A 21,501-nucleotide genomic window follows, 5' to 3' on the forward strand; every position below is an offset into this window, starting at 1 on the left:
GGCGGAGCGCTCAGGCGCTCGCCGAGGCGGACGGGGGCTGCGCCGCCGTCGGGGACTGGGCGGACGTCGAGGTGGCCGGGGGCGTCGGCGGGCCGGTCACCGGCGGGGGGTCGGTCACGGGCGGGTCGGTCGGCGGATGGACCGGCGGCGTCGTGGTCGGCGGCTGCGGGGTCACCGGCGCGGTCGGCGGCTTCGTGGTGGGCTTCGGGCCGGGGTCGGTCGCCGGGGGCCGCGAGGGGCCGGTGGTGCGGGCCGGCGGGGTCCGCTGCCCGGGCTGCTCCTTGCCCGTCGGCGGTGCGGACGGGCCGGAGGCGGCCGGCTGCGGGGCGGCGTCGTCCCCGTTGTTCCCCGGCACCTGCGGCGGAACCACCGCCGGTGCGTCCGGGGTCGAGGACACGGCGGGGGCCGCCGGCTGCTGCTCGTCCCCCGAGGCCAGCGCCAGGCCGACCACCGTGCCGAGCGCCACCACGGTGAGGGCACCGGCGGCGGCCAGCAGCACCGTCTTGCGGCGCCCGGCCGGGCCGGCCGCCGGGCGGCCGGGCAGCGGCTCGGGGCGCGGGGCCCGGGAGGCCTGGCTGGCCTGGGGCGTCTGGGGGAAGGCGTCCTCGAACGCCTGGGACAGCGCCGGCGGGACCGGGCCGGTCCCGCCGATCACGGGAGTCACCCGGGTGACGGCCTCCGAGCCCGCGGGCAGGGCGGGCAGGGCGGCCGGCTCCGGCTTCACGACGGACACCGGCGGGAGCGCGGGGACGGGGGTGATCGGCGACAGCGGCGCGGTCACGGCGGCGGACGGACCCGGCGCCCCGCCACGACCCGACGTACCTCCCCGGCCCCCTCCCGGAGCGGCAGCCCCTCCCGGGCCCGACGCACCTGCGAGGCCCGAAGCCCCTCCAAGGCCCGCAGCCCCTCCGAGGCCCGGCGCACCTCCGAGGCCCGAAGCCCCTCCAAGGCCCGCAGGCCCTCCAAGGGCCGCAGCCCCTCCGAGGCCCGGCGCACCTCCGAGGGCCGCAGGCCCTCCCGGGGCGGCAGCCCCTCCCCGGCCCGACGCCCCTCCAAGGGCCGCAGGGCCTCCCGGGGCGGCGGCTCCGCCACGGACCGGCGCCGCTCCCGGGGCGGTCGAGCCTGCCAGGCAGGCCGAGCCGCCCGGCGCCGGCGGGCCGCCCAGGGCCGGCGGAGCCAACCGCAGCGGCGGCGAGGCCTCCACGCCCAGCGCCTCCCGGTCGGTGACGAGCGCCAGCGCCCGCCGCCCCGCGACCGTCCCCCGCTTGTCGGCGAGCGCCCCGCGCAGGCCTATGGAGGCCTCCAGTTCGGCCCGGGCCCGCTCCAGACGCCCCTCGCACAGCGCGAGGACGCCCAGCTCGTGGTGGAAGTAGGCCTGTTCCGCGACCTCCCCCGCCTTGCGGGCGGCCTCGGCCCCCGCGCGCAGCACCCGCTCCCAGGCCTCCCAGTGCAGGGAGGCCGCGAAGGCCGGTGCCGCCGTACGGGCCAGGAGCACGGCGGCCACCACATCGGCCCCGGCCAGCGCGGCCAGCACCGCGTCGGCCTCGGCCGCGACCCGCTCCGGGGTCACCGAGGCGTGCCCGGTCCACCAGGCGTAGTGCCGGGCGGCGGTCCGCGCCTCCTCGGCGGCGGTGTCCCCGTACCCGGCCTCCTCCAGCTGCCGCGCGACCCCCTCCGCGAGCCGGTACCGGGGGCCGACGGGTGTGATCAGCCCGCAGCCCAGCAGTTCCGCGACGGCGGTGTCGGCGTGGGTGTCCCCGACCAGCGCGGGCAGGTGCGCGTGGTGCGGGAGTTCCCCGCCCAGCGCGCAGGCGATCCGCAGGGCGGCGCGGGCCGACTCGCTGGCCCGGGAGGCCAGCAGTTCCGCGGGGGCCGCGCCCTCGGCGAGGGTGGGCAGCGGTACGGGGGCGGCGTCGCGGGGGCGCTCCTCGAAGACGCCGGGTTCCTCGTCCTCGTCCTCGGTGGTGCTCCGGTTGAGTTCGTCGCGCTGCCGCAGCAGGGCTCCGGCCTGGACGAAGCGCAGCGGCAACCCCTCCGAGGCGAACCGCAGATCGCCGGCCCAGGCGGTCTCCTCCTCGGTCAGCGGCCGGCCCGCGCCCGCTTCCAGCAGGAGCAGGCAGTCGGCCTTGCCGAGCCCGTCGAGGAAGACCTCTTCCAGGTGGGCGTCGTCGGAGGGGGACTTGGCGTCGGGCGCCGCGGCGAGCAGGTAGGCGCACTCGGGGGTGGCGCGCAGCAGTTCGTCGAGGGCGGCGCCGCCCAGCTCCAGGTCGTCGAGGAGGACGATCGCGCCGATCTCGGCGGTCCGCGCGAGGAGTTCGGTACGGTCGGGACGGCGGCCGGGGGCCTCGTACACGGCGGCGTACAGGGAGTGCAGCAGTTCGGCCGGCTGCTGGACGCCGTGGCCGCCGAGCCGGACGACACCGTCGGGGGCGAGTCCGGAGCAGGCCGCGGCGACGGCGTCGAGCAGGGTGGTGCGGCCGGATCCGGCGGTTCCGGTCAGGCGTACGGAGCGGCCGCGTCCCAGCAGCCGGACGATCCTGTCCCGCTCCTCGGCACGTTCCGCCGAGGGCCGCACGGGCAGCGGCGGTCCGGGCAGTACGGGGGGCCGCGCGGCGGCGTCCCGGTCGGCGCGGGCGGCGGCGTCGCGCCTGGCGGGACGGCCGGCCCCGGCCGGGGCGGCTCCGGGGCGCAGGTTCTCGATCTCGCTGCCGTCGACGGGGTTGACGGTCAGGGTGAAGTCGCCGCTGGTCAGGGTCACGATCCGGGCGGGCGCGGGCGCGGGCTGCGCCCCGGCGGCGGACCGCGCCGCGAGGGCGGACGTCACGGGCGGCCAGGACGGGCCGGAGGGCCGGGAGGGCCCGGAACGCCCGCCCGTGGGCCGGTCCACCGGCTTCTCCCCCGGGTCGGGCTGCCCCTGCGTACCGTCCGTACGGTCCATGACCAAGTCCCCCGATCGCGTCGCGCGCACCGTCGCCGCCGTCATTGCGCCCGGCCTTCGCTCACGCCGCTGTCGCTACTGGTCCGGTTTCCGCCCGAACCCTAGACCGTGGCCGGTCCCGCGGGAACCGCAGGGGTGCCTTCAGCACCGGACCGTTACGTTTCCTCCGGATACGCCCGTGACGTTCCGCGGTCAGTCCTTGCGGCCGGTGACGGCGACGGTGACGCCGAGGCCGATCATGGCGAGGCCGCCGGTGCCGCCGACCATGGACAGCCGGCGCGGCGATCCGGCGAACCAGCCGCGGGTGGTGGCCGCGACCAGACCCCAGGCGCTGTCGGAGACGATGGCGATGACGTTGAAGACGAGGCCGAGCTCCAGCATCTGGAGCGTGACGTGGCCCGCGGCGCGGTCCACGAACTGGGGCAGGACGGCCGCGAAGAAGACGATGGTCTTGGGGTTGGCGACGCCCACCGCGAAGCCCTCCGCGAGGGTCCGCAGGCCGCCGTGCGCGGCCGGGGCGTCCCCGGCGAAGGCCTCGCGCAGGGATCCGCGCTGCCGGAACGCCTTGACGCCCAGGTACACGAGGTAGGCGGCGCCCAGCAGCTTCAGCGTGGTGAAGACGAGGACGGAGCGCTCGACGACGGCCCCGACGCCGAGCGCCACGGCGACGACGAGCACGTACCCCCCGAGCGTGTTGCCGGCCACCGTGGTCAGCGCGGCGCGGCGGCCCTGCGCGAGGGCGCGGCCGATCACGAACAGCACGCTCGGGCCGGGGATGACGATCAGCAGGGAGGACATGGCCGCGAAGGCGAGCAGTCGGTCGGTGGACACCATGGGGCCATGAAAGCCGACGCCCGGCCCCGCCCGCCAGCCCCTTTTCGCCCGGCCCGCTCCCCCGGCCCGCTTCCCCGCCCCGGCCCGGCCCGCTTCCCGGCGCGGGCTCACACCCGGGGCAGGGACTCCGCTTCCAGTCCGCCCTCGATCGCGAGGATCCGGTGCAGCCGGGTGGCCACGAGCAGCCGCTGCATCCGGTCCGGTACCCCGCGCAGGACCAGCCGGCGGCCGGTGCGGCCGGCCCGCCGGTGGGCGCCCATGATGACGCCGAGCCCGGTCGCGTCCCAGGAGTCGAGGCCGGTCAGGTCGAGCACGAGGTCGCCGTGGCCGTCGTCGAGGGCGGTGTGCAGGACCGTTCGGGCGTCCGCCGCGCTGCGCACGTCGAGGCGACCCCCGACCGCGAGTTCGGCGTGGTCGCCCCTGATGTGCATGTGTGCTCCCCGGCTGTACTGCGTGCGTGCGGTCCGACTGTTCCGTGATCGGCAACTCTCACTGCAACTGACTGCCCCGCGGGCGGGGAAGTTGCCGACCGTGAGCGAACCGATACCTAATTCACCCGGTAGGGGTGCGGAGATTCGAACGGTCGTGCTCAGTGCTTGTAGAAGCCCTGACCGCTCTTGCGGCCGATGTCACCCGCGTCGACCATGCGGCGCATGAGCTCCGGCGGCGCGAACTTCTCGTCCTGGGACTCGGTGTAGATGTTGCCGGTGGCGTGCAGCAGGATGTCGACGCCGGTGAGGTCGGCGGTGGCCAGCGGCCCCATCGCGTGTCCGAAGCCCAGCTTGCAGGCGATGTCGATGTCCTCGGCGGAGGCCACGCCCGATTCGTAGAGCTTCGCGGCCTCGACGACCAGCGCGGAGATCAGACGGGTCGTCACGAAACCGGCGACGTCGCGGTTGACGACGATGCAGGTCTTGCCGACGGACTCGGCGAACGCGCGGGTGGTGGCGAGCGTCTCGTCGCTCGTCTTGTAGCCGCGCACCAGCTCGCAGAGCTGCATCATCGGGACGGGCGAGAAGAAGTGGGCGCCGACGACCCGCTCCGGACGCTTCGTCACGGCCGCGATCTTGGTGATCGGGATGGCGGAGGTGTTGGAGGCGAGCACCGCGTCCTCGCGCACCAGGTCGTCCAGGGTGCGGAAGATCTCGTGCTTGACTTCGAGCTTCTCGAAGACCGCCTCGACGACGATGTCCACATCGGCGACCGCGTCGAGGTCGGTGGTCGTGGTGATCCGGGCGAGGGCCGCCTCCGCGTCCTCGGCGGTGAGCTTGCCCTTGGCGACGAAGCGGTCGTACGAGGCCTTGATCCCGTCCGTGCCCCGGGTCAGCGCGGCGTCCGTGACGTCCCGCAGGACGACGTCCCAGCCGGCCTGCGCGGAGACCTGAGCGATCCCGGAACCCATCAGTCCAGCACCGATGACGGCGAGCTTCCCAGCCACTGCACACCCCTCGTTTCGCGTACGGCCCCAGTCTCACGGCCCCTCCGGCGGAGACTAGCGCGCACGGGGGATGCTGTGACCGCGAAGTAACACGCGTCACGTCTCAGATGACGGACATCACACCGGGACGGGTCAGCAGTGCGCGGGCCCACCGCAGTTGGCCCGCACTACCCTGGCGTCATGGTGAACCTGACGCGTATCTACACCCGTACCGGCGACCAGGGCACGACCGCCCTGGGCGACATGAGCCGTACCCACAAGACGGACCTGCGCATCTCCGCGTACGCGGACGCCAACGAGGCGAACGCCGCGATCGGGGCGGCCGTCGCGCTGGGCTCACTGCCGCAGGAGGTCGTGAAGGTGCTGGTCCGCGTGCAGAATGACCTCTTCGACGTGGGCGCCGACCTCTGCACGCCGGTCGTGGCCGACCCGCAGTACCCGCCGCTGCGCGTCGAGCAGTTCTACATCGACAAGCTGGAGGCGGACTGCGACGCCTTCAACGAGGACCTGGAGAAGCTGCGCAGCTTCATCCTCCCGGGCGGCACCCCCGGCGCCGCCCTGCTGCACCAGGCCTGCACCGTGGTGCGGCGCGCCGAGCGCTCGACGTGGGCGGCGCTGGAGGTGCACGGCGAGGTCATGAACCCGCTGACGGCCACCTACCTCAACCGCCTCTCCGACCTCCTCTTCATCCTGGCGCGCACGGCCAACAAGGAGGCCGGGGACGTCCTGTGGGTCCCCGGCGGCGAGCGCTAGGACCGCTCCGCCGGTTCGCGGTCCGCGGCGGCTGATGCCCCGGGGGCGGCGGCCGGGGCCTTGCGGGGCCAGATCGCGTACGTCGCGGCGATCAGCCCGTGGATGACGAGGATCCGCAGGGCGACGGCCTGCCAGGACTGCAGGGCGGAGGTGTCGGCGGCGCCGCCGACGTACCCGATGGCGGCCTGGAGCAGGGCGAGCGCGACGGCCGCCCCGGCCAGGGTCCGCAGCCACAGCTTCCCCTCGTGGACCGTGCGGGCCCTGCCGTAGAGCGTGCCGGGCGGCTTCGGGCCGGTGCCGAACCGGTGGGCGGCGTGCCGGTCGAGCCACTTCACGGTGTAGTGGCCGTAGCCGACCGTGTAGCCGATGTAGAGGGCGGCGAGGCCGTGCGCCCAGCCGGGCTCCCCGCCGTTCTTCAGGTCCGCGACGGAGACGGCCAGCAGGGTCAGCTCCAGCAGCGGCTCGCAGCACAGGACGGCGGCTCCCAGGCGGGGCTTGCGGGCGAGGTAGCGCAGGCCGAGCCCGAGGGCCAGCAGCACCCAGAAGCCGGCCTCGCAGACGATGACGAGGGTGACGAGCACGGCACACGCTCCGTTCCGGCGGGGGGGGTGGGGGTCGGCGTTCCCTTCCAGGGTGTCGGCCGCCGGACGCCGCCGCGTCGTCGCCGATGACGAGAGCCGGCTGCATCCTTCGGTGTAGCGGGGCCTCCGCCCCCGCGCCGAGGCCCCGGCCGCGCGGACCCTGTTGGATGGGGGCGTGCTCCCGAAGATCCCTCCCCCGCACCGCGACGACGTCCTGCTCGCGGTGGCCAGCGTGCTCGCCGGCCTGCTCCTGTGGTCGCTGGGGGTCCACAGCAACAACTCCCGGCACTTCCTGCCCGTCTGGGCGGTGCTGGTCCCGCTGGGGGTGCTCGGCTCGCTGGAGCTGGTGCGCCGCACGATGCCCCGCCTGACGCTGGCCGTCGGCACCGCCGGGCTGATCGCGGACCAGTTCACGGTGGGCAGCATCGCCACCGTCGTGATCTTCACCGACCTGATGTACGCGGCCGTGGTCTACGGCAAGCCCGCCATGGCCCGCCGGCTGCCGGTCAGCACCGGCCTGATCACCCTCGTCGCCACCATCGCCGCCCTGGCCTGGCTGCGCACTCCGCAGGCCCTGCTGATCGGTGTGGTCACCGGCGTCGTCAGCTTCGCCCCCGCGCTGACGGGCGCCACCCTGCGCAACCACCGCGAGGCCGCGGAGGCCGCCCGGCTGCGCGCCGAGCAGACGGCGCTGCTGGCCGAGATGGACCGTACGCAGGCGGTGGCGGCCGAGCGCGCCCGGATGGCCCGCGAGCTGCACGACATGGTGGCCAACCACCTGTCGGCCATCGCCATCCACTCGACCGCCGCGCTGTCCATCGACTCCTCCGCCACCAGCCGGGAGGCACTCGGGGTGATCCGGGAGAACAGCGTCCAGGGACTGGCCGAAATGCGCCGGCTGATCGGTCTGCTGCGCGAGGCGGGGGCCGGGCGGGAGCCGGTGGCCGTGCCCTCGCTGGGCGGGCTGGAGGCCCTGGTCGCGCAGGCCCGGACGAACGGGGCGGCCAGCGGGCTGGACTTCGTCCTCCTGGACGAACGGGAGGAGGGGCCGCCGCTGCCCGCGCCGGTCGAACTGGCCGCGTACCGGATCGTGCAGGAGTCGCTGACCAACGCGCTCAAGCACGCGGCCCCCGGCACGGTTTCGGTGCGACTGGCCCGCGGGCGCGGCGACGGCCGGCTCACGGTGGGCGTGGACTCCCCCCACGGTGACCGGCCCGGCCCCCGCGCACCCGGCTCCGGGGCGGGGCTGATCGGCATGCGAGAGCGGACGGAACTGCTCGACGGCACGTTCACGGCGGGCCCCGCCGGGACCGTCTGGCAGGTGCGGGCGTCCCTGCCCGCCGAGGAGAGGGCGGTACGGGAATGACCATCAGGGTCGTGGTGGCCGAGGACCAGAGCGCCGTACGGGCCGGTCTCGTGCTGATCCTGCGCAGCGCGGGGGACGTCGAGGTGGTGGGCGAGGCGGCCGACGGCGAGGAGGCGGTGCGCCTGGCGCGCGAGCTGCGGCCGGATCTGGTCCTCATGGACGTACAGATGCCGCGCCTGGACGGGGTGTCGGCCACCCGCCAGGTCGTCGGCGAGGGGCTGGCCGACGTCCTCGTGCTGACCACCTTCGACCTGGACGAGTACGTCTTCGGGGCGTTGCGGGCGGGCGCCTCGGGCTTCCTCCTCAAGGACGCGGACGCGGCGGAGCTGATCGCGGGGGTGCGGACGGTGGCGCGGGGCGAGGGGATGATCGCCCCGGCGGTGACCCGGCGGCTGATCGCGGAGTTCGCGGCCCCCCGGGCGGTGCGCGCTCCCGTGGCCCCGGCGAAGGCGGCGGCGGTGGAGTCGCTGACGCGGCGCGAGCGGGAGGTGTTCGGGGCGCTGGGCGAGGGGTTGTCGAACGCGGAGATCGCGGGGCGGCTGGAGATGGCGGAGGCGACGGTGAAGACCCACGTCAGCCGGTTGCTGGGCAAGCTGGGGCTGCGCAGTCGGGTCCAAGCAGCCGTACTGGCACAGGAGTTGGGGATCCAGCCGGGCGCTTGAGATGAGGTCTGGACCTCTTGACGCTTGGTCCAGACCTTTCTAATCTCACCGCAACACTGTGGTGAGCGTGCCATGTCAAAAGCCCTTCACGGGGCTCCGGCACCGCGTGCTCACGGGCGGCGCAGGTCCCACCCCCATGGAGCAGTCGGCCCCACGGCCGCTCCGGACCTACGGAGGAGCACCCTTGAGCACAGCACCCCCACGACGCACCCGACTCTTGCGCAGGCTCGCCGCCACGGTGGCCGCCCTCGCCCTGCCCGTCGCCGGCCTCGTCGGCCTGGCGGGGCCCGCGCAGGCCGCCGCGTCCGCGACCGCCACCTTCACCAAGGTCTCCGACTGGGGCTCCGGCTTCGAGGGCAAGTGGACGGTGAAGAACACCGGCACCACCACCCTCAGCAGCTGGACCGTGGAGTGGGACTACCCCTCCGGCACCTCGGTCACCTCCGCCTGGGACGCCACCGTCACCAGCGCGGGCACGCACTGGACGGCCAAGAACCTCGGCTGGAACGGCACCCTCGCCCCCGGCGCCACCGCCAGCTTCGGCTTCAACGGCGCGGGCCCCGGCGCCCCCGCCGGCTGCAAGGTCAACGGCGGCTCCTGCGAGGGCGGCACCACCCCCACCGACAACCCGCCCTCGGCCCCCGGCACCCCCACCGCGACCGGCGTCACCGAGACCGCGCTCACCCTGTCCTGGTCGGCGGCCACCGACGACAAGGGCGTCAAGAACTACGACGTCTACCGCGGCGGCAGCAAGATCGCCACGGTCACCGGCACCACCTTCGCCGACTCCGGCCTGACCAAGGGCACCACGTACTCCTACGCGGTCACCGCCCGCGACAGCGCGGACCAGACCGGCCCCTCCTCCGGCTCCGTCTCGGTGACCACACCGGGCGGCGGCGGCACCGATCCGGGCGACCCCGGCGATCCGGGCGCCAAGGTGAAGCTCGGCTACTTCACCGACTGGGGCGTCTACCAGCGCAACTACCACGTGAAGAACCTGGTCACCTCCGGCTCGGCGGCCAAGATCACCCACATCAACTACGCCTTCGGCAACGTCCAGAACGGCAAGTGCACCATCGGTGACTCCTACGCCGACTACGACAAGGCCTACACCGCCGACCAGAGCGTCGACGGCGTCGCCGACACCTGGGACCAGCCCCTGCGCGGCAACTTCAACCAGCTGCGCAAGCTGAAGGCCAAGTACCCGAACATCAAGGTCATCTACTCCTTCGGCGGCTGGACCTGGTCCGGCGGCTTCGGCCAGGCCGCCCAGAACCCGGCCGCCTTCGCCCAGTCCTGCTACGACCTGGTCGAGGACCCCCGCTGGGCGGACGTCTTCGACGGGATCGACATCGACTGGGAGTACCCGAACGCCTGCGGGCTGTCCTGCGACACCAGCGGCGCCGCCTCCTTCAAGAACCTGATGTCGGCCCTGCGCACCAAGTTCGGCGGCTCCAGCCTGGTGACCGCCGCGATCTCCGCGGACGGCTCCAACGGCGGCAAGCTCGACCTCGCCGACTACGCGGGCGCCGCCCAGTACGTCGACTTCTACAACGTCATGACGTACGACTTCTTCGGGGCCTGGGACGCCAAGGGCCCGACCGCCCCGCACTCCCCGCTGACCTCCTACTCCGGCATCCCGATCGCCGGCTTCAACTCCGAGGCCGCCATCACCAAGCTCAAGGGCAAGGGCATCGCCGGCTCCAAGCTCAACCTCGGCATCGGCTTCTACGGCCGCGGCTGGACCGGAGTCACCCAGGACGCCCCCGGCGGCACCGCCACCGGCCCCGCGCCGGGCACCTACGAGCAGGGCATCGAGGACTACAAGGTCCTCAAGACCAGCTGCCCGACCACCGGCACCGTCGCCGGCACGGCCTACGCCAAGTGCGGCAGCAACTGGTGGAGCTACGACACCCCCGCCACCATCGCCGGGAAGATGACCTGGGCCAAGCAGCAGGGCCTCAAGGGCGCCTTCTTCTGGGAGTTCAGCGGCGACACCGCGAACGGCGAACTCGCGAGCGCGATCCACACCGGACTGCAGTGATCCCCACGCACCGTCCGGTGACATGACGAAGCCGGGGAGACGGGTCCGCCCCCGTCTCCCCGGCTTCTTTGTCGCGTCCGCGCTCCCTACGCCACGTTCACCCGCTGGCCGGGAGGCGCCGCCTCCAGCCAGGCCAGGAAACCCGTCAGCGCGTCCTCGCTCATCGCCAGTTCCAGGCGCGTCCCGCGGTGGGAACAGCCGAGCACGATGGCGTCGGACAGCAGGGCCAGCTCCTCCTCGCCCTCGGGCGCGCGGCGGGACAGCACCTCGATCGAGGAGCGCTCCAGCAGCCGGCGCGGGCGCGGGGAGTACGAGAACACCCGGAACCACTCGATCCGGTCACCGCTGTAGCGGGCGACCCCGTAGACCCAGCCCTTGCCGGAGACGTCCGGCTCCTCGGACACGGCCCAGCGCAGGCTGCAGTCGAAGGTCCCGCCGGAACGCTGGATGAGTCTGCGGCGCAGGCCGAACACAAACAGCCCGATCACCACCAGGGCTACGACCAGGCCGCTCACAAGCAGAGCGAGGAGCATCTTCACCGACCTCCTCGCTCATCGAAATCACGCAGAACAAAAAACGGATCCGCATCGCCTCAGCCGCGACCCGGTCTGGAAAATTCCAGAACGGACCGCGGCTGAGGTGTCACACTCTTCGGTACGGAGCTCAGTGCCCCGTCACCGCGCGCAGCCGGACATCGGCGCGACGCTCGGCGGCCGCGTCGGCCTCCGACTTCGCGCGCTCCAGTGCCCGCTCCGCCCGCAGGACATCGATCTCGTCCGCGAGCTCGGCGATCTCGGCCAGCAGGGACAGCTTGTTGTCCGCGAACGAGATGAATCCGCCGTGCACCGCGGCGACGACGGTGTTGCCGTCGCCCGTGCGGATGGTCACCGGGCCCGATTCCAGCACACCGAGAAGCGGCTGGTGACCGGGCATGACGCCGATGTCGCCGGACGTGGTGCGGGCGACAACAAGGGTGGCCTCGCCGGACCAGACATTGCGGTCCGCCGCGACCAGCTCGACGTGCAGCTCAGCAGCCAAGGTGGCTCCTCGGGTCACCACCCGGCTGTTCGGCCGGGTGTTGGGTCAAATTCTAATGGGCGTGGGGAGAGGGACGGGACACACCCCGCCCCTCTCCGTGGATCTGCGGACCGGGAGCGCTCCGCGGGGGAGCGCGTCCGGTCAGGAGACGCCCAGCTCCTTGGCGTTGGCCTTCAGGTCCTCGATGCCACCGCACAGGAAGAACGCCTGCTCGGGGAAGTGGTCGTAGTCGCCGTCGCAGATCGCGTTGAAGGCGACGATCGACTCCTCGAGCGGAACGTCCGAACCGTCCACGCCGGTGAACTGCTTCGCCACGTGGGTGTTCTGCGACAGGAAGCGCTCGACGCGACGGGCACGGTGGACAACGAGCTTGTCCTCCTCGCCCAGCTCGTCGATACCGAGGATCGCGATGATGTCCTGGAGGTCCTTGTACTTCTGCAGGATCCCCTTGACGCGCATCGCCGTGGCGTAGTGGTCCGCCGCGATGTACCGCGGGTCGAGGATGCGGGACGTCGAGTCCAGCGGGTCCACGGCCGGGTAGATGCCCTTCTCGGAGATCGGACGGGAAAGAACCGTCGTCGCGTCGAGGTGGGCGAAGGTGGTGGCCGGCGCCGGGTCGGTCAGGTCGTCCGCGGGGACGTAGATCGCCTGCATCGAGGTGATCGAGTGACCGCGGGTCGAGGTGATGCGCTCCTGCAGCAGACCCATCTCGTCAGCCAGGTTCGGCTGGTAACCCACGGCGGACGGCATGCGACCGAGGAGGGTCGACACCTCCGAACCGGCCTGGGTGTAACGGAAGATGTTGTCGATGAAGAACAGCACGTCCTGCTTCTGCACATCGCGGAAGTACTCCGCCATGGTCAGACCGGCCAGGGCGACGCGCAGACGGGTGCCCGGGGGCTCGTCCATCTGGCCGAAGACGAGCGCCGTCTTGTCGATGACGCCCGAGTCGGCCATTTCCTCGATGAGGTCGTTGCCCTCACGGGTACGCTCACCGACGCCCGCGAAGACCGACACACCGTCGTGGTTGTTGGCGACGCGGTAGATCATTTCCTGGATCAGAACGGTCTTGCCGACACCGGCACCACCGAACAGACCGATCTTTCCACCCTTGACGTACGGGGTGAGGAGGTCGATGACCTTGACGCCGGTCTCGAACATCTCGGTCTTCGACTCGAGCTCGTCGAAGCGGGGCGCCTTGCGGTGGATCGGCCAGCGCTCGGTGACGTTGGCGTTCTCCTCCGGGTAGTTCAGCACCTCACCGAGGGTGTTGAAGACCTTGCCCTTGGTGAAGTCACCGACGGGGACGGTGATGCCCTCGCCCGTGTCGGTCACCGGGGCCTGGCGGACCAGGCCGTCGGTCGGCTGCATCGAGATGGTGCGGACGAGGCCGTCACCGAGGTGCTGCGCGACCTCGAGGGTCAGGGTCTTCAGCGCACCGTCCTGGGCCGGGTCGGCGACCTGGACCTTGAGGGCGTTGTAGATCTCCGGCATGGCGTCGACGGGGAACTCCACGTCGACGACCGGGCCGATGACCCGGGCGACGCGGCCCGTGGCGGCGGCCGTCTGAGCAGTGGTCGTCATTACTTGTCACTCCCCGCGGTCGCGTCAGCCATGGCGCTCGCGCCACCGACGATCTCGCTGATTTCCTGGGTGATTTCGGCCTGGCGGGCCGCGTTGGCAAGCCGGGAGAGGCTCTTGATGAGATCCCCGGCGTTGTCGGTGGCCGACTTCATCGCGCGGCGGCGGGCGGCGTGCTCGGAAGCGGCCGACTGCAGCAGTGCGTTGTAGATGCGGCTCTCGACGTAGCGCGGCAGCAGGGCGTCGAGGACGTCCTCCGCCGACGGCTCGAAGTCGAACAGCGGACGGATCTCGCCCTTCGTACCGGTACCGGTCTCCCCCTCGGCCTCTTCGAGGCTGAGCGGCAGCATCCGGCCGTCGACGGCGTTCTGCGTCATCATCGACACGAATTCCGTGTAGATGATGTGCAGCTCGTCGACGCCGCCCTCGGCCGTGTCCAGCTCGATGGCCTCGATCAGAGGTCCCGCGACGCGCTTGGCGTCGGCGTAAGCCGGGCTGTCGGTGAAGCCGGTCCACGAATCCGCGACCTTGCGCTCGCGGAAGCCGTAGTAGGCCACACCCTTACGGCCGACGATGTACGTGTCGACGTCCTTGCCCTCGCCGCGCAGCCGCTCGGTGAGCCGCTCCGCCTGCTTGATGGCGTTCGAGGAGTAGCCGCCCGCCAGACCGCGGTCGCTCGTGATGAGCAGGACCGCGGCCCGGGTGGGCTGCTCGACCTCGGTCGTCAGGGCGTGCTTGGTGTTCGAGCCGGTCGCCACCGCGGTCACCGCACGGGTGAGCTCGGTCGCGTACGGCATCGATGCCGCCACCTTGCGCTGCGCCTTGACGATGCGCGAGGCGGCGATCATCTCCATCGCCTTGGTGATCTTCTTGGTCGCCGTGACGGCACGGATGCGACGCTTGTAGACCCGGAGCTGCGCTCCCATGAGTCAGGTCCCTTCCGTCGTCACTTGGAGACGTTGACGGCCGGCGCGTCCTCGCCCAGGAGCTTGCCGTCCGAGGTCTCGAACTGCTGCTTGAAGGCGGCGATGGCGTCGGCGATCGACGTCAGGGTGTCGTCCGACATCTTGCCGCCGTCGGCGATGGAGGTGAGGAGGTCCTTGCGCTCGCGGCGCAGGTGCTCCAGCAGCTCCGACTCGAAGCGACGGATGTCGTTGACCGGGACGTCGTCCATCTTGCCGGTGGTGCCGGCCCAGACGGAGACGACCTGCTCCTCGACGGGCATCGGCTGGTACTGGCCCTGCTTCAGCAGCTCGACCAGGCGCTTGCCGCGCTCCAGCGAGGCCTTGGAAGCGGCGTCCAGGTCGGAACCGAAGGCGGCGAACGCCTCCAGCTCGCGGTACTGGGCGAGGTCCAGGCGCAGACGGCCCGACACCTGCTTCATGGCCTTGTGCTGGGCGGAGCCACCGACGCGGGAGACCGAGATGCCGACGTTCAGCGCCGGGCGCTGGCCCGCGTTGAACAGGTCGGACTCCAGGAAGCACTGGCCGTCGGTGATGGAGATGACGTTGGTCGGGATGAACGCCGACACGTCGTTCGCCTTGGTCTCGACGATCGGCAGACCGGTCATCGAACCGGCACCCATGTCGTCGGAGAGCTTCGCGCAGCGCTCCAGCAGACGGGAGTGCAGGTAGAAGACGTCACCCGGGTAGGCCTCGCGGCCCGGCGGGCGGCGCAGCAGCAGCGACACGGCGCGGTAGGCGTCGGCCTGCTTCGACAGGTCGTCGAAGATGATCAGGACGTGCTTGCCGGCGTACATCCAGTGCTGGCCGATGGCGGAACCGGTGTACGGCGCCAGGTACTTGAAGCCGGCCGGGTCGGACGCCGGGGCGGCGACGATCGTCGTGTACTCGAGCGCGCCGGCGTCTTCCAGGGCGCCGCGAACGGACGCGATGGTCGAGCCCTTCTGGCCGATGGCGACGTAGATGCAGCGAACCTGCTTGTTCACGTCGCCCGAGCGCCAGTTGTCGCGCTGGTTGATGATCGTGTCGACGGCAAGAGCGGTCTTGCCGGTCTGACGGTCACCGATGATCAGCTGACGCTGGCCACGGCCGACGGGCACCATGGCGTCGATGGCCTTGTAGCCGGTCTGCATGGGCTCGTGAACCGACTTGCGGATCATGACGCCCGGGGCCTGCAGTTCGAGGGCGCGACGGCCTTCGGTCGCGATCTCGCCGAGACCGTCGATCGGGTTGCCGAGCGGGTCGACGACGCGGCCGAGGTAACCCTCGCCCACGCCGACGGAAAGCACCTCACCGGTGCGCTGCACCGGCTGGCCCTCTTCGATACCGCTGAACTCGCCGAGGACGACCGCACCGATCTCGCGCTCCTCGAGGTTGAGGGCGAGACCGAGGGTGCCGTCTTCGAACTTCAGCAGCTCGTTCGCCATGGCGGAGGGCAGGCCCTCCACCTTCGCGATGCCGTCGCCGGCAACGCTGACCGTTCCGACCTCCTCGCGCGAGGCCGCGTCCGGCTGGTACGACTGGACAAAGTTCTCCAGTGCGTCCCGGATCTCCTCCGGCCGGATCGTGAGCTCCGCCATCTGGGTTCCCTGCTCTCCTTGTTGGGCCTGAAGCTTCTTAGGGGTCTGGGGGCGACCCCCAGGAATCTTCTGCAAGTTCTGCACGGCCCAACCGGGCCGCTAGGAATGCTTTGTTCTGTTGGTGCTGGTCAGCGGGCCATGCGGCGCGACGCCTCGGCGACGCGGTCCGCGATGGTGCCGTCGATGACCTCGTCGCCGACGCGCACCGAGATCCCGCCGAGGACCTCGGGGTCCACGTCGAGGTTCAGGTGCATCTGGCGGCCGTACAGCTTGGCCAGCACCGCGCCGAGGCGCTGCTTCTGGACGTCGCTGAGCGGCACCGCGCTGGTCACGGTGGCGACCATGCGGTCACGGCGCTCGGCGGCGAGCTTGGAAAGGGAGTCGAGTCCCGCTTCCAGGCTACGTCCACGCGAGTGCGTGACGAGACGGGTCACCAGGCGCTCGGTGACGGCGTTCGCCTTGCCGCCGAGCAGGCTGCGCAGCAGCTGGCTCTTGGCGGAGGCGGTCGCCGCGCGGTCGGTCAGCGCGGACCGCAGCTCGGTGCTGGACGAGACGATCCTGCCGAAGCGGAACACCTCGTCCTCGACGTCGTCCAGACCGCCGGCCTGCTGGGCCGCCGTGAGGTCGGCGGTGACCGCCAGCTCCTCCAGCGCGTCCACCAGGTCGCGGGACTGCGACCAGCGGGACCGGGCCATGCCGGACACGAGGTCGAGGACTTCCCCGCCGACCTGTCCGGACAGCAGCCGGCCGACGAGCTCGGCCTTGGCCTCGCCGGACTGCGCCGGGTCCGTGATGACCCGACGCAGCGAGACCTCACGGTCGAGCAGCGCGGTGACGGCTGCCAGCTCACCGGCGAGCTTCGCCGCGTCGACGGACGTGTTGTCCATCAGCGCGTCGAGACGCTCGCGCGAGGAGGCCAGCGCCTCGCGGCTCGCTCCGTTCATCGGGCCGCCTCGGCCTTCTCCTCGAGCTCGCCGAGGAAGCGGTCGATCGTGCGGCTCTGCCGGGCGTGGTCCTCGAGGGACTCGCCGACGAGCTTTCCGGCCAGGTCGGTGGCGAGCTTGCCCACGTCCTGACGCAGCGCCTGAGCGGCGGCCTTGCGGTCGGCCGCGATCTGAGCGTGGCCGGCAGCAATGATCTCCTCACGCTGCCGCTGGCCCTCTGCGCGCAGTTCTTCCTTGAGCGCAGTGCCCTGCTCAAGCGCGTCCTGGCGCAGGCGCGCGGCCTCGTGCCGGGCTTCGGCGAGCTGGGCCCTGTACTGCTCCAGCACGCTCTGGGCCTCGGTCCGGGCCTCTTCTGCCTTCTCCATGCCACCTTCGATGGCTTCGCGACGCTCTTCCAGAACCTTGTTGATGTTCGGGAGGAGCTTCTTCGCGAGGACGCCGAAGACGATGACGAAGGCGAGCAGACCGATGACGAGCTCGGGGATCGGCGGGATGAGGGGATTCTGAATCTCCTCAGCTGCCAGCGGTACCAGGGCGATCACATCAGTGCCTTCCGTCGTAAATGTTTCTCAGTCGAGAGCGATCAGGAAGGGACCGGGTAGACGAAGCCCATGACGAGACCGATCAGGGCGAGCGCCTCACAGAGGACGAAGCCGAGGATCTGGTTCTGGCGGATCAGACCGGCGGCCTCGGGCTGGCGGGCCAGGGCCTGGGTACCGTTACCGAAGATGATGCCGACGCCGACGCCGGGGCCGATCGCGGCGAGGCCGTAGCCGATCGCTCCGAGGTTGCCCTGGAGGTTGACCGCAGCGAGGGTCTCGAGAGCAGACATGCCGTTTCTTCCTTCTGTTTCACGTGCCGGTGGGGGTTGGCCACCGGATGTATAGGGGTCCGACCGTCAGTGGTGCTCGGCGAGAGCACCCTGGATGTAGCTGCACGAAAGCAGGACGAAGACATACGCCTGCAGTGCCTGGATGAACAACTCGAAGATCGTCATCACGAGGACCATCACGAACGAGACGCCGGCGTAGGCGATACCGATGCCGTTGAGCAGGTACCAGCTCGCGATGGTGAAGATCAGCAGCAGCACGTGACCCGCGAACATGTTCGCGAAGAGACGGACCGCGTGGGTGAACGGCCGGATCAGCATGTTCGAGAGGAACTCGAACAGCATGACCACCGGGAACACCGGGCCCAGCGACTTGTCGTAGGCGGTGATGTTCTTGATTCCGCCGACGAAACCGTGGCGCTTGAAGGTGAGGCTCACCCACAGCACGTACACGATGGCGGCGAGACCGGCCGGGAAGGCGATGACCGACGTGACCGGGAACTGGGCCAGCGGAATGATGGACCAGATGTTCATGATCCAGATGAAGAAGAACAGCGAGACCATGAGGGGGACGTACTTCTCGCCCTCACGCTTGCCGAGCGTCTCGTAGACCACTCCGCGGCGGACGAAGTCGTAACCCGCCTCGCCGACCATCTGCAGCTTGCCGGGGATCAACTTCGGCTTGTTGAATGCCGCCCAGAAGAACCCCACGACGATGACCGTGCTCAGCAGAGCCAGCAGTATCGGCTTGTTGAACTCAATACCGCCGACCGTGAACATCGGCTTGAACAGGAAGGAGTGCAGGCCGGGGGTCGGGAAGCCGCACCCTTCGAAGATGTGACAATCGATCTCGAAGGCGAGCGTCGTGGCGTCACTCACCGCGAGCTCCTTCTACTTGGCGCATGGGTACGGCAACCTCATTGTGTCGGCGCGGCCTGCGACCGCGGAACGGCACTGGACTGGACTGGCGGATACTTATGTGCGGCGGTTGGGCTTCAAGCGCTGACAACCCTCATCAGCCGCTGTCTACCGCCGCCCGCGCAAACCCTGCCGCAGCTGTGGCGAGACGATAGCAAACGAGCGGAAGCCTCTTTACACCCGGCCTACACGTTACGAGGACGTCCGGGCCCCTTCTGGCTCCACATAAAGGATTTTCGACTTCATGTGCGCCCGGACCTGCGCCCCCATCCAGACCAGAGTGGCTGCGAGCAACGTGAAGGCGGTGCACTTGGTGTCGAAGACCGCGACGCGCTTGACGATGCTCAGCACGATCATCAGTACAAGGATCTGCGTCGTGTAGAGCAGGAGACCCATCATCTGGAAGAGATGGGGCAGGGAGCGCGCGGTCCGCTGGAGGGCGACCAGCCCTCCTCCCATGAACACGAGGACGAGCGCCGCGCCGAAGGCGGCACCCAGCGCGCCCTTGCCACCCGCGAGGGCGGCGCTGACCGCGATCCCGACACCGCCGACGACGGTGGTGGGAACGACGCAGTACAGGAGAGTTCGGGCGTCGTTGGACTGCATGGGGGCAGCTCCTCCGGCGAGGTGTGGGTGGGTTCTGGTTACCGTCAGTGGACGGTGGTGACCCGGGAGTGAACTGGCGTACTGGGAAGACGGTCGCACAACGGTCTTCACGCTCTCACCCGGGCGCTTGCGAACGGTATCACAAAGTATTTGATGCAGACTTTACTCAATTATTATGCCGCTCGTCACACGGATGGGTCAACGCCCGCTCACCTGAGCGTGGGTGGGGCCGGCGCACGACGAGGACCCGTCCGAGACCAGTATCCACCGGTCCCGGACGGGTCCTGTCCCCAACTGGCCCTTCCAGCCGTGTCAGTCGGCCGGGCTGACCTTCTTGAGGTCGCGCAGCGGGTTCAGCCGTTCCTCGCCGATCGCGGCCCGCAGTCCGGGATCGGTGACGCCCTGGCCGGGCCCGGTCGCCTGGCACAGCACGCCGACCTTGCCGATGTGCCGGTTGGCCTGCACCGAGCGCGCGGCCTCGCCGATGTCGGCCAGCGGATGGACGGCGGACAGGGTCGGCATGATGCGGCCCATGGAGATGAGCCGGTTGGACTCCCACTGCTCCTGGAGGTTCGCCGCGTGGCTGCCGATGACGCGCTTCAGCTTCATCCACAGGTAGCGGTTGTCGTAGGTGTGCTGGTATCCGGAGCTGGAGCCGCAGGTGACCACGGTGCCGCCGCGGCGCACCACGAAGAGGGAGACTCCGAACGTCGCGCGGCCCACGTGCTCGAAGACGACGTGCGGATCCTCACCGACCTTCGTGCGAATGATTCGTCCGAGCCTCTTGCCGACCTCGATCACCTTTGCGGGGTCATCGGCGACGCTGTCGTCCAGCCCGATCTCCGACCGGTCCACGACCAGCTCACAACCGAGCCTGCGGGCCGCCTCCGCCTTCTCGGGCGAGCTGACGACGCCGACGGGGATGCCGCCGCCGTTCCTGACGAACTGGGTGGCGTACGCGCCGAGCCCGCCGGCGGCGCCCCAGATCAGGACGACGTCCCCCTGCTTGAAGCGGGCGCCCCGGTCACCGACGAGCATGCGGTAGGCGGTACCCGCGCACAGGGAGCTGCACGCGGACTCCTCCCAGCTGAGGTGGGCGGGCTTGGGAACGAGCTGGCTCGCGCGGACCACCGCGTAGTGGGCCAGTCCGCCGAAGTTCGTCTCGAAACCCCAGATGCGCTGCTCGGCGCCCAGCATCCCGTCGCCGTGGGTGGCCGGTTCCTGGTCGTCGACCTGGACGCAGCTCATCACCACGTGGTCGCCGGTCTGCCAGCGGCGCACCCCGGAGCCCTTGCGGACGATCACCCCGGAGCCGTCGGAGCCGACCACGTGGTGGGGCAGGTCGTGCCGCTCGGCCCAGCCACCCTGGGCGGCGAACTGCTTCAGGAAGCGGAAGGTGGGAATCGGCTCGAACATGGCCGACCACACCGTGTTGTAGTTGACGGCGCTCGCCATGACCGCGACCAGCACCTCGTCGGGAGCCAGCTCCGGGAGGGGCACCTGCCCCACGTGGAGCGACTTGCGGACGTCCTTGTCGCCGACCCCCTCGAACATGGCGGCGTCCTCGGCCCGGATGTATGCGGCGGTGTACTCCTGCGGCAGCGCGGCGCGCTCCAGTTCCTGCGGGGACGCACCCGCGAGGAGGGCTTCGGACAGCGTGGGCATGTTCAACCTTTCCGAGATGTCACTGACCGGGGTGCGGTCGCGCACCCGCCGGCCGTACCGGTCAGGACCGGCGGAGTCCTGCGTCGGGTGCCGCCGGCCGCGCCGGGCCGACGGCCTGGGGGGTCAGACCCGGTGCGCGTGGATCTCGTCGGCCGGAATCCAGTCCGCTCCGTCGCCCTCCTCGAACTTGACGAATCCGCGCTTGACGTAGTGGCCGGCGTCGACGACCTCGTACTGCTCCTTGAGCAGGAACGTCTTGCCGAATCCCACGCAGGTGCCGGTGAAGGAGAGGAAGCCGTCCTTCCAGCCCTCGGAGGTCAGCAGGGTGCGGTTGGCCCAGTCGTCGTAGTAGTAGCCGGAGAACACGGACTCCGACTCGACCCACTGGACGATGAAGCGGCCGTTGACGTCGTGCTCGTCCACGCGCTGCGTCATCTCGTACGCGTGCCCGCCGAAGGTCGACTCCGTGTTCCAGGTGGCGACGCCGGTGGTGGCCGGGTCGGCGGTGAAGTTGGTCCACTCGACGCGGAAGTCGCCCAGGAGGAATTCCAGATCGCGGAGCTTTTCGGGGCCCGCGGGCTTGGAGAATTGCTGCTCCGCCGGAGTTTCGGTTTCCGACTCAGAAATAGCCATGGCGGCGATGCGCTCCAGTTCTGCCGAAAAATGAAATCGCCCGGATGCTAGACAGCACGTCCCCCCTAACGGCAACCCCTAGCGTCGGCCCCGGGCCCGTAGCCGCCGACGCACTTCGGGGGGCGCTGT

Annotated in this window: 21 protein-coding genes; 4 read left to right on the forward strand and 17 right to left on the reverse strand. The window is 70.8% G+C overall.

From position 1 onward, the window contains the following. Positions 1-10: 10 nt before the first annotated feature. From ACGFXC_RS17600 to ACGFXC_RS17615, 4 genes are all read right to left on the reverse strand, one after another. Entirely contained in the window at positions 11-2,938 is a 2,928-nt protein-coding gene (locus ACGFXC_RS17600; RefSeq protein ID WP_393713664.1) for an ATP-binding protein, read from the reverse strand. Positions 2,939-3,130: 192 nt separating this feature from the next. Beyond that, a complete protein-coding gene (locus ACGFXC_RS17605) occupies positions 3,131-3,772 on the reverse strand; it encodes a LysE family translocator (protein ID WP_393713666.1) in 642 nt (213 codons plus the stop codon). Positions 3,773-3,879: 107 nt separating this feature from the next. Continuing rightward, complete coding sequence (locus ACGFXC_RS17610; RefSeq protein ID WP_125603340.1) at positions 3,880-4,203, reverse strand: STAS domain-containing protein; 324 nt, start codon at positions 4,201-4,203, stop codon at positions 3,880-3,882. Between the two features lie 158 nt (positions 4,204-4,361). After that, complete coding sequence (locus tag ACGFXC_RS17615; RefSeq protein ID WP_393713668.1) at positions 4,362-5,210, reverse strand: 3-hydroxyacyl-CoA dehydrogenase family protein; 849 nt, start codon at positions 5,208-5,210, stop codon at positions 4,362-4,364. Positions 5,211-5,390: 180 nt separating this feature from the next. Here ACGFXC_RS17615 and ACGFXC_RS17620 point away from each other — a divergent pair, with 180 nt between their 5' ends. Beyond that, positions 5,391-5,963 carry a cob(I)yrinic acid a,c-diamide adenosyltransferase gene (locus tag ACGFXC_RS17620; RefSeq protein WP_393713670.1) on the forward strand — a complete coding sequence of 191 codons (573 nt, stop codon included), beginning with the start codon at positions 5,391-5,393 and terminating at the stop codon, positions 5,961-5,963. Here ACGFXC_RS17620 and ACGFXC_RS17625 read toward each other — a convergent pair. Next, entirely contained in the window at positions 5,960-6,544 is a 585-nt protein-coding gene (locus ACGFXC_RS17625) for a hypothetical protein (RefSeq protein WP_393713672.1), read from the reverse strand. The two genes, ACGFXC_RS17620 and ACGFXC_RS17625, sit on opposite strands and share 4 nt — an antisense overlap. A 175-nt stretch (positions 6,545-6,719) precedes the next feature. Here ACGFXC_RS17625 and ACGFXC_RS17630 point away from each other — a divergent pair, with 175 nt between their 5' ends. The 3 genes from ACGFXC_RS17630 (at position 6,720) to ACGFXC_RS17640 (ending at position 10,616) form a co-directional block, all read left to right on the forward strand. Next, the gene (locus ACGFXC_RS17630) at positions 6,720-7,910 is read left to right on the forward strand and encodes a sensor histidine kinase (protein ID WP_393713674.1); all 1,191 of its coding nucleotides are present in this window, start codon (positions 6,720-6,722) and stop codon (positions 7,908-7,910) included. Continuing rightward, complete coding sequence (locus tag ACGFXC_RS17635; RefSeq protein ID WP_393713676.1) at positions 7,907-8,572, forward strand: response regulator; 666 nt, start codon at positions 7,907-7,909, stop codon at positions 8,570-8,572. Before ACGFXC_RS17630 ends, ACGFXC_RS17635 begins: the two co-directional genes overlap by 4 nt. A 136-nt stretch (positions 8,573-8,708) precedes the next feature. Continuing rightward, the gene (locus ACGFXC_RS17640; protein ID WP_393713678.1) at positions 8,709-10,616 is read left to right on the forward strand and encodes a glycosyl hydrolase family 18 protein; all 1,908 of its coding nucleotides are present in this window, start codon (positions 8,709-8,711) and stop codon (positions 10,614-10,616) included. 86 nt (positions 10,617-10,702) lie between these two features. On the opposite strand, the gene ACGFXC_RS17645 is transcribed toward ACGFXC_RS17640, so the two are convergent. From ACGFXC_RS17645 to ACGFXC_RS17700, 12 genes are all read right to left on the reverse strand, one after another. Continuing rightward, complete coding sequence (locus tag ACGFXC_RS17645) at positions 10,703-11,149, reverse strand: DUF2550 domain-containing protein (RefSeq protein ID WP_393713680.1); 447 nt, start codon at positions 11,147-11,149, stop codon at positions 10,703-10,705. Between the two features lie 130 nt (positions 11,150-11,279). Continuing rightward, positions 11,280-11,654 (reverse strand): F0F1 ATP synthase subunit epsilon, encoded by a 375-nt coding sequence (locus tag ACGFXC_RS17650; RefSeq protein WP_351822360.1) that lies wholly within the window; start codon positions 11,652-11,654, stop codon positions 11,280-11,282. Between the two features lie 141 nt (positions 11,655-11,795). Next, entirely contained in the window at positions 11,796-13,238 is a 1,443-nt protein-coding gene (gene atpD / locus ACGFXC_RS17655; protein WP_393713682.1) for a F0F1 ATP synthase subunit beta, read from the reverse strand. Then, the gene (locus ACGFXC_RS17660) at positions 13,238-14,161 is read right to left on the reverse strand and encodes a F0F1 ATP synthase subunit gamma (RefSeq protein WP_393713684.1); all 924 of its coding nucleotides are present in this window, start codon (positions 14,159-14,161) and stop codon (positions 13,238-13,240) included. Before ACGFXC_RS17660 ends, atpD begins: the two co-directional genes overlap by 1 nt. Positions 14,162-14,181: 20 nt before the next feature. Next, entirely contained in the window at positions 14,182-15,777 is a 1,596-nt protein-coding gene (gene atpA, locus ACGFXC_RS17665) for a F0F1 ATP synthase subunit alpha (protein ID WP_393713686.1), read from the reverse strand. A 128-nt stretch (positions 15,778-15,905) separates the two neighbouring features. Next, positions 15,906-16,721 (reverse strand): F0F1 ATP synthase subunit delta, encoded by an 816-nt coding sequence (locus ACGFXC_RS17670; RefSeq protein WP_393713687.1) that lies wholly within the window; start codon positions 16,719-16,721, stop codon positions 15,906-15,908. Next, positions 16,718-17,263 (reverse strand): F0F1 ATP synthase subunit B, encoded by a 546-nt coding sequence (locus ACGFXC_RS17675; RefSeq protein WP_351822349.1) that lies wholly within the window; start codon positions 17,261-17,263, stop codon positions 16,718-16,720. The genes ACGFXC_RS17670 and ACGFXC_RS17675 overlap by 4 nt, the downstream gene beginning before the upstream one ends. Positions 17,264-17,304: 41 nt before the next feature. Further along, on the reverse strand, positions 17,305-17,553 hold the full coding sequence (locus tag ACGFXC_RS17680; RefSeq protein WP_351762174.1) for a F0F1 ATP synthase subunit C: 249 nt from the start codon (positions 17,551-17,553) through the stop codon (positions 17,305-17,307). Between the two features lie 66 nt (positions 17,554-17,619). Then, a complete protein-coding gene (atpB, locus tag ACGFXC_RS17685; RefSeq protein ID WP_393713689.1) occupies positions 17,620-18,429 on the reverse strand; it encodes a F0F1 ATP synthase subunit A in 810 nt (269 codons plus the stop codon). 231 nt (positions 18,430-18,660) lie between these two features. Next, complete coding sequence (locus tag ACGFXC_RS17690) at positions 18,661-19,074, reverse strand: hypothetical protein (RefSeq protein ID WP_393713691.1); 414 nt, start codon at positions 19,072-19,074, stop codon at positions 18,661-18,663. Between the two features lie 312 nt (positions 19,075-19,386). Next, a complete protein-coding gene (ccrA, locus tag ACGFXC_RS17695) occupies positions 19,387-20,739 on the reverse strand; it encodes a crotonyl-CoA carboxylase/reductase (RefSeq protein ID WP_393713693.1) in 1,353 nt (450 codons plus the stop codon). Positions 20,740-20,862: 123 nt separating this feature from the next. After that, positions 20,863-21,372, reverse strand: coding sequence for a hypothetical protein (locus tag ACGFXC_RS17700; protein WP_393713695.1), 510 nt, complete (start codon positions 21,370-21,372; stop codon positions 20,863-20,865). Positions 21,373-21,501 lie beyond the last annotated feature (129 nt).

The sequence above is a fragment of the Streptomyces sp. NPDC048507 genome, from assembly GCF_043199995.1.
In the GTDB taxonomy this organism is placed as follows: Bacteria; Actinomycetota; Actinomycetes; order Streptomycetales; family Streptomycetaceae; genus Streptomyces.